Source organism: Komagataeibacter oboediens (assembly GCF_018491655.1).
GTDB classification, from domain to species: domain Bacteria; phylum Pseudomonadota; class Alphaproteobacteria; order Acetobacterales; family Acetobacteraceae; genus Komagataeibacter; species Komagataeibacter oboediens.
This window is the reverse complement of sequence record NZ_JABLUU010000025.1, coordinates 12,817-27,137: the sequence shown is the minus strand read 5'-3', so window position 1 is coordinate 27,137 and position 14,321 is coordinate 12,817. Positions and strand designations below refer to the sequence as shown.

Genomic DNA, 14,321 nt, shown 5'->3' with positions numbered 1-14,321 from the left:
CGTGTGAAGCCGTAAAAGGTCTCGCGCCAGAAGTCGGAGCCCTTGTCCGTTGTCATCTCAAGCGCATTGGCCCTGATCGCGCTCTGATGTGGTTTGTTGAGCCAGACCCCGCCCCGCCACGGGCCGCGCGCGCTGGCATGTGCCACTCCGCCGCCAAGGGCCATGCCACCGGCTACTGCGCCTGCTGCGATGATCGTGCGCCGTGTCATGCCGGGGGAAGCGTTCTTTCCGGTATTCTCGCTCACTGCTACCATCCCGTGTCATTAAGATATTCATCTTGTGTACGAACGTACACATCGCGCAAGGCTAAACCTGTTTCCTCATGTCAAGCAACCCTTCAGCCATCCGTCGCCCCGACCCCGACCGCAAGCAGCGCATCATCAATGCTGCTTTAGACGTGATCGTGGAACATGGCGTGCAGGGCACGACGCACCGCCGCGTGGCCAAGGCAGCAGGGGTGCCGCTTGGCTCGATGACGTATCATTTCAATGGTATGGACGATCTGCTTCATCTGGCTTTCACGCAGGTGGCCCATGCCAGTTCCGTAGCCTTTGTCGGGCGGCTGGCCGAGGCCGGAAACCGGGAGGAAGCGATACAGGCACTTGTCGATATCATTGCCGGAAACATCTGGTCCACGCCGCGCACGCTGCTGCTGAGTTATGAATTATACGCCTTTGCCGCCCGCAAGCCCGAACTCGCGGCCATCATGCGCGACTGGATGCAGGCGAGCCGGGAGGCGCTGGGTCGCTTCTTCGATCCGCTGACCTGCCGCGCACTTGATGCTCTGGTCGAGGGCATGGGCATTCACGGCTCGGTGGATCATGCGAAACTGGACCGTGGGCAGATAGAAGACATCATCCGTCGCCTCTGCCCGCCGCAGGGCTAAAAAGCACCCGGCAATGCCGTATGAGAAGGTTGCCAGCCACGCGCCTGCGGTAGGCAGCGGTAGAGCGCATGTCATCGATCGGCGTAATTTCAGACATGGCCAGTGCAGTCACGGCGTTGAGATGCGCTTTATCCCGCGCCCCTGAGGCGAGAGAAGCATGCGCTTTCGGGCACGTCATGGGAACGGGACCGACAGCCCCGAACGCAAAGCTGATTCCGGCCGGGTCGTCAGGCACTCTGACCGTTGCGAGGGACAGTTTCGAGATCGCCTGCGCCCTGCGTGGGCCGACCTTGGTGAAGGCCTGTGGCTGGCCCAGACATTTTGCGGGAATGACAAAGCCGGCAATCAGTTCTCCTGCCCTGCGTTGCGTGCGCCCGGCCCCCGTGATGAACGCGGCAACCGGCATCTCGCGGCTCCCATCATGATGGATGAGCCGGACACGGGCCTGAAGGGCGACCAGCGCCGGAAGGCTGTCACCTGCCGGGGAGGCGGTGGCCACATTGCCGCCAATGGTCGCGGCATTCCTGACCTGCGGGCTGCCAACCCCATGCGCGACATCCCTGAGGATGGGCACAAAACGAGCGATGACAGGATCATGCAGGATGTCCTGCCAGCGCATCAGGGCACCGATGACGAGATTGCCATCCTCCCAAAAAACCTGATGCAGTTCCGGCGCATCCAGCCGCTCAAGCGAAAGCAGCTGGTGGGCGCCAAGATCATGGCCCGCACGCACCACAAGGTCGGTGCCCCCCGCAATCGGGACCAGTTGAGGGTTTTGGGCCAGACGGGCTAGCCCATCCTGCAAGGACAGGTCCGCCTTGCCGGAAACGGTGCCCCTGTGTTGCGGCAGGCAGGGTGCCTGCTCCAGCGCCGCGCGGATTTTCACATAGCCCGTGCACCGGCAGAGATTGCCCTCAAGGGCATCATCGGGGGTGTCATCAGGGTGCCGCCCGGCCCAGGCCATGACAATGCCCGGCGTGCAGAAACCGCATTGCACGCCGCCCGTGCGCGCCAGGGCGGAACAGATTTCTGATCCGTCCGGCGTCGGGGCCAGGGATTCAATGGTCGTAACCGTAGCGCCTTGCAGTGTTTGGGTTGCCACAAGGCAGGAACAGACTGGCCGCCCATCCACCATAACCGTGCAGGCCCCGCATTCGCCTTCACCACAGCCAAGCTTGGCGCCGCTGAGGTGCAGATCATCGCGCAGCACCTGCAACAGGGTCTTGCCCTCATGCGCGATCTGGACCGGTGCGCCATTGAGCTGGAATGTGATCATGACAGAGCCCTTTCCATGACAGGCAGAATCGCCTCCGGCCTGATCGGGAACTGGTCGAAGCGATGGCCAAGGCAGCGCGCAAGGGCATTGGCGATGGCCGCCGCAGCAGGTGTCAGCCCGACTTCGGCAATGCCGCGCGCACCCAGCGGGTTTGATGCATCAGGGTGATTTATCAGGTGAACACGGACCTCCACCGGCACATCGCGGATGGTGGGAAGGATGTAGGATGAGAAGCGGTTGTTCAGGACGCGCCCCTCGTGCTGCACAAGATCCTCGCTCAGCGCAAAGCCCAGCCCCTGCGCCAGACCGCCTTCGATCTGCCCAGTCACCCCATCAGGATTGATGACCGTTCCGGCATCGAGCCATGTCTCGACTTCTTCCACCGTGACATTCGCAGTCGCGGTATCCAGCGCAATGCGAACGGCCTGGATGCCATAGGAATACCCCACGTGCGGCGTGCCCAGTGTCAGTTTTTCTGGAAAATCCGGTGCAAAATGTGCGGTCTCCTCCAGCGCTCCGTTTTCACCCGCATCAATCCGCACTGCCAGTTGACGGGCGGCCTTCGCCACGGCATTGCCCGTCACGACCACCGAGCGGGAGGCATTCGTGGACCACGAATTCGTATTATCCGTCGTGCCGATATCAAGCCCGATGTCATGCGCCGCGCAACCTAGTCCGGATGCCGCAATCTGCTGGAATGCGGACAGATTGCCCTCGCCAAGGTCTGCACTCGAACAGTCCAGCCAGAACTGCCCGTCTGCGTCGCGGCGCAGGGTGACGCTGGAACCGGGTTCGGCCCCGGCCCCCAGCCCGAACCCCTGCCAGACAAAGGCAAAGCCGGTCGCGCGCAGCTTCCCATCCTCATCTGGCCGCAGGGGCTCCGCCTCAGACGCACGGAGTAATGGCCCGTTGCGGGCTGCTGCAATCAGGCGTGGCAGCGTAACATCATTGCGTACGATATGCCCGGCTCCGGCCCGGTCACCGCCGCGAAGCAGGTTGTGCACCCTGAAGTCCACCGGGTTCATGCCGCATTTCGCCGCCAGCGCGTCCATCGCCTGCTCAATGCCTAAAATGACCTGGGGATTGCCAAACCCGCGAAAGGCCGAGGCATTGCAGGTATTGGTATGGACGGCCTTGCCCTGAATCCGGCTGGCCTGAAAACGGTAGGGACCGGACGCATGTTCGGCTGCAAGAACAAGGACGGCCGGCCCCAACGTCATATAGGCCCCGGTATCGGCCAGAAGGCTGGCCCTGAAACCCGTCAGCCTGCCCATGGCATCACAGCCCACCGCGACATCGACCTCAAAGCGATGCCGCTTGACAGAACAGCCAATACTTTCTTCACGCTCATAGACGTAGCGGGCAGGGCGACCCGTAGCGTGTACCGCCAGTGCCAAATGCGCCTGAACATTCAGGTCTTCCTTGCCGCCAAAAGCGCCCCCCATGGGTGGATGCGACACATGGACCTGCGCCAGCGGAACACCAAGGATGGCGGCAATCTGCTTCTGATCAGCAAAAGGGTTCTGTCCGCCACAGGTTATGGCGATCCGCTGCTTCTCATCACGCCAGGCGATGCCCGCTTCGGGCTCCAGAAAAGCATGTTCCTGCCGCCCCGTACTGTAGGTCAGGCGCACGACATGGTCGGACGCTTCCAGCGCGGCATCTACATCGCCAAAACCCAGATCGACCTCATGGCACAGATTGCCGTTTGGCCCGATCTGCGGCGCATCGGGGGCGAGTGCCTGCCGCGCATCCAGCAGGGCGGCCAGGTTTTCATATTCGACGTGGATCAGCTTGCAGGCATGACGCGCCTCCTGCTCGCTCTCGGCCACTACAAGGGCTACGGCATCACCACAAAAGCGCACCCGGTCATGACACAGGACAGGTTGATCGGGCGCGATCAGGCCAAAACTGTTGAGGCCAGGAATATCGGCATGGGTAAGAATCCGCACGACCCCCGGGGCCTGCCGTGCCGCATCCGTATTGATTGACACGATCCGGGCATGAGCACGTCCGGCGCGCAGGACCCTGAGATGAACACAGTGGTCGCGATACAGGTCAGAAGGGTAGGGGAAAGCCCCTCTGGCTTTGTCGAGGGCGTCCCATTTCTGGATGGATTGTCCAATCACAGGTTTGCTCCGGTGTCTGTCCTGTCCTGACCGTTATCAGGATAGGACCAACACTTATGATACGCTCCGTATCGTAGTCAATAAACGATACGGATCGTTGCGAAAAACATCGGACGGTGGCAGTTTTCCCGCAGTGTGCTGGAGAACGATCTTGAACAGTCCCGACCCATCTCATGCTGCAAAAGCTTCCTCAACAGGAAGCGGCCGCAAACGCAGTCAGCAGGCGACCGAGGCCGCACAGGGGGCAGCGCTGCAACTCGCCTATGATCTGGGCCCGGAGCGGGTAACGATGGAGGCGATTGCAAGTCATTCAGGGGTGGCGAAAACAACGCTCTACCGGCGCTGGAACAGTGCCGCTGCCGTTGTGATGGACGCATTCCTGTCGGAACTGACCCCACAGATTGCCTACAGAACGGGGCAGGACGTCAGGCAGACGCTGGTTTTCGCGCTTGAAGACCTCAGTGCGGCGCTGGACGCACCACGGCGGAAACTCCTGCGGCACATGATTGCCGCCGCTCAATCCTGCTCCGTGCTCGAACAGGCATTCTGGGATCGGTGGATTGCCCCAAGGCGGCAAGCGGGAAAAGAGGCGCTCGAACAGTTCGGGGTCTCTTCAGAAGAGGCCGAACTTACCCTCGACCTGCTATATGGCGCATTTTATTACCGGATGCTGATTCCGTATGCGCCCATCACAAGCACATGGATCCAAAAAATCGTGGATCAGGTTTCCTGAATGTTGTCGTATTCCGTAAACGGCGAGGGTGCAGATGGAAATGTGGAGCGATAGGCAGCTATCGTCGGGATCAAGCCTCATCGGGGCTGATCGGTTGTTACTGAGGTGTCCGGCTGTCAGAGGTTTTCACAGTATTGATTGGGTGCTTTTCTATTATTCCGATCTGACAGCCGACCGTCCGCTTCTCCCCCATCATGACCCTGCGAGTGTATCGGTCGGGCCGGACGGCAGCACATGCACGAGGTAGCGCGAAAGTTGCGGCTCCAGTCCGTCAGAGGGAAAGATCCCGGCGATGTAACCGTCCGGACGTACGAGCACCCACTGACCGGGTTCGATCCCGTAAGCTTCGGCGATATTGCCATCTTCGTCGACGAGTTCATGCTCCGCACCAACGGCGACGATACGGACGCCCGCGATGGCCGACGGCCGGTCGTGCGGCTGGTAGCCGAGCAGGGTCCAGTGAGACCCTTGAAAAATCATGAACAGCCGTGTCCGTTGCCCCGCCTGCCCGCGACAGGGCGCATCGGGTGCGCGATCGCCCGCCTGCACTTTGCCGCCCACCGAACCGGGCGCGCTCAATGATGAGCCGCGATAACCGAGGTCGAGCTGACGCGCTTCGCGATCGCGCCGCATGGTGCCCTGCCTTGCTTCACCAAGCAGCCGCGTCGAGAGATGCAGCATGTTCGACGCGATCGGCCGGCGCTCCGCCTCGTAGCTGTCGAGCAGCGCTTCCGGCGCACCCGCGAGCACGGAGGCCAGCTTCCAGCCGAGATTATAAGCGTCTTGAACGCTGGTATTGAGACCCTGACCACCGGTTGGCGGGTGAACATGAGCGGCATCCCCCGCAATGAAGATGCGTCCGACCCGGTAGCGATCAGCCAGACGCGCATTCATCGTATAAACCGAGGACCAGGACACCGAGCGGACGGCGATGTCCCCTCTGCCGGTCCGGGCCCCGATGAGCGCGGTCAGTCCGGCCGAAGACAGGTCAATCTCTCCCTCCAGTGCCACGGGCGCCTGAACCTGGAACAGATCGGTTCCCGCCAGTGGACAGATCATCACCTGTGTCGCCGGTGAACCGAGCTGGAAACGATGCCAGACGGACCGATCAAGACCTTCCAGCCGCACATCGGCAACGATCGCACGCACGCCCAGTGCTTCTCCCGGAAAATCAATAGCCAGGGCATGGCGCACGAAGCTGCGGCCGCCGTCGGTTCCGACGAGGAACCGGGCGCGGATCATATGCTCGCCGGCTTCCCCACCCATCCTTGCCGTTACGCCATGTGCGTCCTGTTCAAATCCGGTCAGCCGTGTGCCGAAGCGGGGATGATGCCCAAGCTCGGCAAGCCGCTCCCGCATGACGGCTTCGGTTGCGAACTGCGGCAGCATCAGCGGCGCGGCATAAGGTTCGGCGGCAGTGGGGAAGACTTCCGCCTCCGTCAGAAGCGACACTTTATGGGGTCTATCAGGACGATACTGGCACAGCGGCGGATAGGGTCCGCCTGCTGCCGCCACACGGTCGACGAAGCCGAGATCCTCGAAGACCTCCATCGTCCGGGGCTGGAGGCCTTTCCCGCGCGATCCGCTGAACGGCTGCGTGTTCTGTTCGATCAGTCGGAACGAAACCCCGCGTCGGGCGAGGTCGATCGCAAGCGTCAGGCCTGCGGCCCCCGCACCCGAGATCAGGACGTCTGTATCGAAGGCCACTGGCAACTCCGCGAATCAATGTGTAATATTCACGTATCTCAGAGCGGCGTCCAAGGCAACAAAAAGCGTGAATAATACACATGATCCTGATATCCTGCGCGGACTGCATGCCGCGATCATCGATCTGGTCGATGAAATCAACCGCCCGCGTCGGGATGATCGACTGATCGAAGAAGCGGGCATTCCACTGGATCGCGCCCTGTTTCCGCTTCTGGCGCGCGTAGGGCGTTACGGTCCTGTCGGTGTTGTCGAACTCGCGGACCGTACAGGGCGTGATCATACGACGATCAGCCGACAAATGACCAAGCTGGAAGATCTGGGCCTTATCGAGCGCCACCCGTCTGCCGCGGACAGGCGTGTTCGCGAAGCGACAGTGACTGGAAAGGGACAGGAAATGGTCGACCTGCTGAATGCGGCCCGCCAGAGACTGGCGAACCGCATTCTCGTCGACTGGACGGATGCCGACCTCGATCAGTTACGGACGCTTTTGCGACGCTTCGCTGACGACCTGATGCGATGATAAAACCAGTGAAAATCTGTCACCAGAATCAAACCGGTTGCTTCCCTCGTAAAGCCGTATGTCGTCTTCAAGAATGGAGCAGACAGGCTGCAGTCGCCCTCATGTCGGTCATTCAAGCGCTTATCATAGCTTTCCAAGAACGGACATTGGGGAGGCTGGTGTTAATAGGCTACCTTTCGGATAAACATTTAGTTTCTAAATGCGTTTTGGAAATTTCAATTTGTCTCTAGCAGTGCATAGAAACGTCTGATAAAATCAATAATTATATAAATTATAAATAAAGGTCATATGATCAATGAGTAATATATGGTCTGAATTCGGATTCCGCGGAAATCCATTCAGTACAGCACCAATAAAAGCTAATGCTGAAGGAAAGAAATTACTCAAAGGTCGTGATAAAGAATTGCGTCTTCTTCGGATGAAATTAACTTCATCTGATCTTCATACAACAATAGAGGGTCAGAATGGTGTTGGTAAAACCAGTTTGGTGGGCATAGCGGCTTTTACTCTGTATGAGGAATTTTTAGATGATCCAGAAAACAAACCTGCGTTTATTCCCGTCGATCATATATTCCAAATTTCTGCTACAGAAAATATAGAAGCATTTAAAGAAAAATTTCTTCTTAGAATGGTAAGTTTCATCTCTTCTTTGGAATGGCTAGATGAAACAAGATTTCCGGTAGGAAAACTAGAAGATCTTAGGCGGTGGTCTAACGATCCGATAATTAAATCATTTAATGGTGGACTTAGTATTGCTGGATTTGGTGCTAATGCTAGTACTACGAATTCAGTAAATGGCAGCTCAGCTTTTTCCGGAGCAGGATTGGAAGCCTCTCTTAGGGAAATATTAAATATAATGTTCCCAGCCGGTTGTTCAGGCGGATTTGTTTGTCTTCTTGATAATATGGAATTATTGGATACATCATTAACAGCGAGAAAGGTTCTGGAAGATCTTCGAGATAGTGTTCTTTCTTTTCCTGGAATAAAATGGGTTCTTTGTGGAGCACGTGGAATTATAAGAAGTGTGGCATCAACAAATAGGCTCCAAGGAAAATTAGCTACTCCTATAGAATTAGCTCCATTAGCGGATAACGATGTTGGTGATGTTATAGAGGCAAGAACCAGCATACTTAAAACGAAAGTGGACGCATATATCCCAATTGCATCAAATGGCTTTAAGTTTGTCTACGATATATCGAATCATAACCTTCGAATTGCGCTAAAATTTTGCGAAGATTACTGCTTGTGGTGTGCATTCGAAGGAAAGAAACCGCAAAATGAAGAAGAGAAAAATGAATTATTGAAACATTGGCTTACATCAGAAGCAGAAAAAAATCTTGCCGATACACAGAGTATTACGCGTACTGGGTGGAGTGTATTTCAGGTGATTTCTCAAAGACCTGAGGGAATATCTCCTACAGGTGACTACGGGGAGTTTGGTTATGATTCACCTCAGGCACTACAGCCACATTTACGTAGTTTGGAGCAAGCTGCACTAATTGAGAGTACGATAGATGATAGTGATCGACGACGTAAGACTATTACCTTAACTCCCAGAGGGTGGTTGATAGATTATTATAATAAAACAAAACAAAATTAGTAAAATACTGCCTACTCAGGTCATTTTTCCACAGAAAATTAGGCAGTTTATTTTTTTTGATTACTTCTCCGAAACTGGACCTTCTGCTCTCCCCCTCTTTTCTGCCGGGAATAGGGGGCGGGTTGGTGCGGGGGCGGCCGTCAGAGTCAGAGGGCTGCGCGGATTTTCGTGACGGGTTGAGAGGGTAGGAGAGAGTCTCCTGTCCGCCCGTCACGGAGTTTTTCGCCATGGCGACCGCTATTCCCAAAATCACCCTCAGTTCGTCCCGTGACATCCCGTTCAACCGGCTGGTGCTGTCCCAGTCCAACGTGCGGCGGGTAAAGTCCGGCCTGTCGATTGAGGAACTGGCTTGCGACATTGAGCGCCGCGGGTTGCTGCAGAGCCTGAATGTCCGTCCCATCCTTGACGGCGAAGGGGCCGAGACCGGCACCTACGAAGTCCCAGCCGGTGGGCGTCGTTTTCGCGCCCTCGAATTGCTGGTGAAGCAGAAAAAACTGGTGAAGACGGCCCCCGTGCCCTGCGTGGTCCGCGAGGCCGGGTCGACCATTCTCGCCGAGGACGATTCCCTGGCCGAGAACGTCCAGCGTCTGGCCTTGCATCCGCTGGACCAGTTCCGCGCCTTCCGTGACATGCTGGAGAAGGGCATGTCCGAGGAGGAAATCGCTGCCGCGTTCTTCGTGGCACCGACCGTCGTCAAACAGCGCCTGCGGCTGATGACCGTTTCCGACAAACTGCTTGAGATCTACGAGCAGGACGGCATGAAGCTGGAACAGTTGATGGCCTTTTCCATCAGCGATGATCATGCCCGTCAGGAACAGGTCTGGGACATCGTATCCCAGAGCCATAACCGCGAACCCTATGTCATCCGCCGCATGCTGACGGAAAAGACTATGCGGGCCTCGGATCGTCGCGTGCGCTTCGTTGGGTTGGAGGCTTATCTCGCGGCCGGTGGTCCTGTCATGCGCGACCTGTTCGAAGCCGATGACGGCGGCTGGCTGCAGGATCCGGCCATTCTGGACCGGCTGGTCATGGAAAAGCTGCAGGAGGCGGCTGAACAGGTCCGCGCCGAGGGCTGGAAGTGGGTCGAAACCGCCCTGTCGTTCCCATGGGGGCACACACGGCAGTTCGTCGAGATCGATGGCACGGAAGTGCCCCTGACCGATGAAGAGACAGCCCGTCTCGAAGCCCTGCGTGCCGAGCAGGAAGCCATCGAGGCCGAATATGCCCAGGTCGATGAATATCCGGACGAGGTCGAGGCGCGGCTGGGCGAGATCGAACAGGCCATTCTTGCCCTGGAAGAACGACCTCTGGTGTTCGATCCCGCTGACAGGGCGCGGGCAGGTGTGTTCGTCAGCCTTGCCAGCGATGGCACGCTGCAGGTCGAGCGGGGCTTCGTGCTGCCCGAGGACATGCCGATCGAGCCGGAGGAGGTCGATGACGCCGGTGGTGCCGATGGATACGATTATGCTGCGTATGATGGGCGGGATGAATGTCTTGCTGATGATGGCGGCGATGCGGGCGGGGAGGGCGACGGCATCTCTCCCGACGTCGAGCCCGAGGAGGAAGACGGGATCAAGCCGCTTCCCGACCGGCTTCTCACCGAACTGACGGCCTGGCGCACGCTGGCGCTGCGGGATGCGTTTGCCAGCAACCCGCACATTGCCCTGACCGAACTGCTGCACACCTTGGTGCGGGATGTGTACTGGCAGACACCGGGGGCTGACTGCCTTGAAGCCTATGTCCGCGAAATCTCCCTGCCGGTCCATTCCCCCGACATGCCGGGCAGTGTGCCCGCCCACGCTCTGCGCCAGCGCAACGAGGGCTGGAAGCATGATCTGCCGGAAGACGAGGATGCATTGTGGCGCTGGATCGACGGGCTGGACGACGCCAGCCGCATGGCACTGCTGGCCCATTGCCTGTCCTTCGGGGTCAACGCGCTCTACGAGCGCATGCCCGCCTATGGCGCGGTGTCCCAGCGCAGCGTCACCGAACGTCTCAAGCGTGCAGACCGTCTGGCATCTGCCCTCAGCCTCGATCTGGTCGAGGCGGGCTGGCAGCCGACGGTCGAGAACTATCTCGGCCGGGTGACCAAAGCTCGTATCCTGCAGGCTGTGCGGGAAGCGCGCGGTGATGAGGTGGCAGAGCGCATTGCCCACCTGAAGAAGCCCGACATGGCGCGCGAGGCCGAGCGGCTGCTGGAGGGTTCGGGCTGGCTGCCCGAGGCGTTGCGGACGATAGGGCGACCAGATGACACCCCTGCCGAAATGTGGGGAGCGGGCGCAGGCGTGGAGGCCATCGCCGCCGAGTAACCCTTATGAGGTCTGGAACTTGGAGACAGCGGCTTCCGGTGCCCGGAAGCCGCTTTTTTATGTCCGGCGCCCCGGAAAGAGGGAGAGGTCGGCTTCGCCTTCTGTGCCGAATAACCGGCATAGAGGAGAGTTTTCCATGACCACAACCACCATCCTGCCCCCGGCGTCCCGTGGCGCCGCATCTGGCGGCTTTAAGATCGACCCGTCACGCGGCGAACGGAGCGCCCGCGTATCGTCCGAGTGGTTTTCCCGCCCCGATGACGAACGCTATCTGTCGCTGTCCGACCTGCACGCCGCCACATTGGCGCGGGCGGATCGGGCCATGGCCCGCACGGTGGAAAGCCGCGCCATTCGCGTGGAAGCGAGCCGCGACAATGCCGAGCGCCTGACCCTGACCGTGCCGGGACAGAGTGACCCGATCGCACCCACACACTGGTCCTTCGGCCAGATGTGCAACCTGGTCGGCGCCCCATCGTCGTACCTGCGTAACCTGCCGGTCCCACTGGCAGCGATCAATCTGCAGCACGGCCTGCTGTCTCACCGGGCCGAGCTGGTGAAAACGCTGGAAACCGAGGACGGCCGCGTCGAGCTACGCGCCGTGACCGGTCCCGATTACGGCCGCATCTGGGACCACGAACTGGTTGGTGCGGTACAGAAAATTGCCGGTGACGGCACAGGTGATACCAACTGGAAGGTGCCGGGTGTCATCGACTGGGTCACCATGACCCACAATCCTTATGTCGACATCACCAAGGAAACCACCACGCTCTATGCATCGGATCGCGATGTGTTCTTGTTCCTCGTGGACGATACACACCCGATCGAGGCCGGACGCCTGCCCAATGGTGACCCCGATCTCTATTTCCGGGGTTTCTATGCCTGGAATTCCGAAGTCGGCAGCAAGAGCCTTGGCATTGCGTCATTCTATCTGCGTGGGGTGTGTCAAAACAGGATGTTGTGGGGCGTCGAAAATTTCGAACAGATCACGATCCGGCATAGCAAGTTTGCTGCTTCCCGTTTCGTGCATCAGGCCACGCCAGCGCTCCGGAATTTCGCCACGGCCAGCCCGGCCTCGTTCGTCTCCGGCATCCAGGCCTCGCGTCGGGCGCTGGTGGCCAGGAGCGATGAGGATCGTGAGACCTTCCTGCGTCGTCGCGGGTTCTCGAAGCCAGAGACAGCGAAGATCATCGAAACGGTGCTGCACGAGGAAGGGCGCAAGCCCGAGAGCGTGTTCGATTTCGTGCAGGGGATAACGGCCCTGGCGCGGACGAAGACCAATCAGGACACGCGGCTGGAGCTTGAGGGCAGGGCACGCAAGCTGATGGAGAAGGTCGGATGAATGCGTCCATCATCAGAGGCCAGCGTGATGGGGAAGGGGCGGCGGACGAGGTCCGCCGCCTTTTGCCTGTCGGCAGGTCAGTCGTTCAGGCTGTCCTTGAGCGCCTTGGCAGGCGTGAAGGCCAGCTTGCGCGAGGCTGCGATCTGGATGGTCGCACCCGTGGCCGGGTTGCGGCCTTCGCGGGCGGCGACTTCTTTCACCTTGAACTTGCCGAAGTTCGGCAGGGTGATTTCATCACCGGCCTTGGCGGCAGTGGTCATCGCCTCGATCAGGGCGTCCAGCACCTTGCGGGTATCGGTCTTGCTTGTGTCGGTGGTGGTGGCGATATGATCGACCAGATCGGCAATCTTCATGGGACTATCCTTTTGCATTCGGGCCTGTGCCCGTTGCCTCTGCCGTTACGGGGGAATCATGGAGGCATCAAGCCTGCAGGGAGGGTGAGATGACAGATACGCAGTCATGGGATGCTGGCGATCTGGCCCGCAGGCTGGCCGAGAACGCCGAGGCGGTCTGCCGGCATTACCTCTCGGCTGGGCGACGGCACGGCAATTACTGGCTGGTCGGGGATGTTCATAACACCCCGGGGCAGTCGCTCTATGTCCGTCTGCATGGTGGACCGGACGGCCGTGGCCGTGCGGGTAAATGGACGGATGGCGCGACAGGACAGCACGGCGATCTGCTCGACATCATCCGTGAAAGCCTCGGGCTGCTGGATTTTCGTGATGTCGCCGATGAGGCCCGGCGTTTTCTCTGCCTGCCGCAGTCCGAGCCACGATCGGCCCCTGATCGCGGCCGTTCCCATGTGTTCAGCCACGATACTTCCGGGCAGGCATCTGGCACCGCAGACGCCGCACGTCGGCTCTGGGCCATGTCACGCCCGATTGCGGGCACACTGGCGGAAACCTGGCTGCGCCAGCGTGATCTGACCCGCCTGTCAGGCCTGCCATCACTGCGTTTCCATCCTGACTGCTACTACCGGGCCGATGCGGACAGTCCGACCGAGACCTGGCCCGCGCTGATTGCCGCCGTCACCGACCTTGAGGACCACGTCACCGGCGTGCACCGGACCTGGCTGGCGCGCGACGGACGTGGCAAGGCGCCTGTCGAAATCCCCCGTCGGGCGATGGGCGACCTGCTCGGCAATGCCGTGCGGTTTGGCATGGTCTCCGACGTTCTGGCGGCGGGCGAGGGGATCGAGACGGTGCTCTCGCTCCATGAAATCATGCCGGATCTGCCACTGGCCGCCTGCCTGTCCTCGGCGCATCTCGCCGCCACAGCGTTTCCGCCTACGCTGCGCCGCCTCTACGTGCTGCGCGATGACGACCCGGCCGGAGACCATGCGGTGACGACCCTGCAGGCCCGGACACAGGAGGCCGGGATCGAGTGCCTCGTGCTGTCACCGCGTCTGGCAGATTTCAACGATGATCTCCGCTATCTCGGGCGTGGGGCGATGCGGGCGATCCTGCATCCCCAGCTTGCCCCGCAGGACGTGGCGCGGTTTCTGCATCCCGTCACGCACTGAGGCGGGCCGGGAAGGGGGATGAGGGGCATCTTCTTTCCCTGCCGTGCGGGGCTGTCCCGTTTCCGGATGAGGCGCGCCCGCGGCCTTTCTTGGAGGGGAGCGGGCGTCAGCCAGACCGGGCCTTCAATGGCGGAGCCGGCTATTTTCCGCCGCGCGTGCCGCGCTTTGCATCGCGAAGCAAAATAGCCGTCTCCCTGCCATCCTTCACTGCGTTCCGGCCGCGCGATGCGCGGTTCCGGCCTGGCCTTCGTCTGCCGCTATCCGCCCCCGGAAAGGCCGCGAGGGGCGCGGCCAGAACCG

Annotated in this window: 11 protein-coding genes and 1 pseudogene; 7 read left to right on the top strand and 5 right to left on the bottom strand. The window is 59.9% G+C overall.

The features are described 5' to 3' along the window. Positions 1 to 254: pseudogene (locus tag HNO79_RS15405) on the bottom strand (DUF1349 domain-containing protein); the annotation flags it as partial. Positions 255 to 322: 68 nt separating this feature from the next. Between HNO79_RS15405 and HNO79_RS15400 the strand changes: the two are divergent. Then, positions 323 to 886, top strand: coding sequence for a TetR/AcrR family transcriptional regulator (locus tag HNO79_RS15400; RefSeq protein ID WP_214165805.1), 564 nt, complete (start codon positions 323 to 325; stop codon positions 884 to 886). On the opposite strand, the gene HNO79_RS15395 is transcribed toward HNO79_RS15400, so the two are convergent. Together HNO79_RS15395 and HNO79_RS15390 are read right to left on the bottom strand one after the other, a co-directional pair. After that, positions 855 to 2,162, bottom strand: a complete 1,308-nt coding sequence (locus HNO79_RS15395) for an FAD binding domain-containing protein (protein WP_214165806.1) — start codon at positions 2,160 to 2,162, stop codon at positions 855 to 857. The genes HNO79_RS15400 and HNO79_RS15395 overlap by 32 nt on opposite strands. Next, positions 2,159 to 4,291, bottom strand: a complete 2,133-nt coding sequence (locus HNO79_RS15390) for a xanthine dehydrogenase family protein molybdopterin-binding subunit (protein ID WP_214165807.1) — start codon at positions 4,289 to 4,291, stop codon at positions 2,159 to 2,161. The genes HNO79_RS15395 and HNO79_RS15390 overlap by 4 nt, the downstream gene beginning before the upstream one ends. Positions 4,292 to 4,442: 151 nt before the next feature. On the opposite strand from HNO79_RS15390, the gene HNO79_RS15385 reads away from it, so the two are divergent. Next, positions 4,443 to 5,024, top strand: a complete 582-nt coding sequence (locus HNO79_RS15385) for a TetR/AcrR family transcriptional regulator (protein ID WP_234448237.1) — start codon at positions 4,443 to 4,445, stop codon at positions 5,022 to 5,024. A 192-nt stretch (positions 5,025 to 5,216) separates the two neighbouring features. Here the strand turns inward: HNO79_RS15385 and HNO79_RS15380 are convergent, their stop codons facing one another. Further along, positions 5,217 to 6,731: an FAD-dependent oxidoreductase gene (locus tag HNO79_RS15380; protein WP_214165808.1), complete on the bottom strand. Its 1,515-nt coding sequence runs from the start codon at positions 6,729 to 6,731 to the stop codon at positions 5,217 to 5,219. A 67-nt stretch (positions 6,732 to 6,798) separates the two neighbouring features. Here HNO79_RS15380 and HNO79_RS15375 point away from each other — a divergent pair, with 67 nt between their 5' ends. From HNO79_RS15375 to HNO79_RS15360, 4 genes are all read left to right on the top strand, one after another. Continuing rightward, positions 6,799 to 7,251 carry a MarR family winged helix-turn-helix transcriptional regulator gene (locus tag HNO79_RS15375; RefSeq protein WP_214165809.1) on the top strand — a complete coding sequence of 151 codons (453 nt, stop codon included), beginning with the start codon at positions 6,799 to 6,801 and terminating at the stop codon, positions 7,249 to 7,251. Positions 7,252 to 7,546: 295 nt separating this feature from the next. Then, the gene (locus tag HNO79_RS15370; protein ID WP_214165810.1) at positions 7,547 to 8,851 is read left to right on the top strand and encodes a helix-turn-helix domain-containing protein; all 1,305 of its coding nucleotides are present in this window, start codon (positions 7,547 to 7,549) and stop codon (positions 8,849 to 8,851) included. A gap of 227 nt (positions 8,852 to 9,078) precedes the next feature. Continuing rightward, on the top strand, positions 9,079 to 11,160 hold the full coding sequence (locus HNO79_RS15365) for a ParB/RepB/Spo0J family partition protein (protein WP_214165811.1): 2,082 nt from the start codon (positions 9,079 to 9,081) through the stop codon (positions 11,158 to 11,160). Between the two features lie 136 nt (positions 11,161 to 11,296). After that, entirely contained in the window at positions 11,297 to 12,499 is a 1,203-nt protein-coding gene (locus HNO79_RS15360) for a DUF932 domain-containing protein (protein WP_214165812.1), read from the top strand. A 77-nt stretch (positions 12,500 to 12,576) separates the two neighbouring features. On the opposite strand, the gene HNO79_RS15355 is transcribed toward HNO79_RS15360, so the two are convergent. After that, complete coding sequence (locus HNO79_RS15355) at positions 12,577 to 12,852, bottom strand: HU family DNA-binding protein (protein WP_244987578.1); 276 nt, start codon at positions 12,850 to 12,852, stop codon at positions 12,577 to 12,579. Between the two features lie 89 nt (positions 12,853 to 12,941). On the opposite strand from HNO79_RS15355, the gene HNO79_RS15350 reads away from it, so the two are divergent. After that, positions 12,942 to 14,021: a DUF7146 domain-containing protein gene (locus tag HNO79_RS15350; protein ID WP_214165814.1), complete on the top strand. Its 1,080-nt coding sequence runs from the start codon at positions 12,942 to 12,944 to the stop codon at positions 14,019 to 14,021. The last annotated feature ends 300 nt before the right edge of the window (positions 14,022 to 14,321 follow it).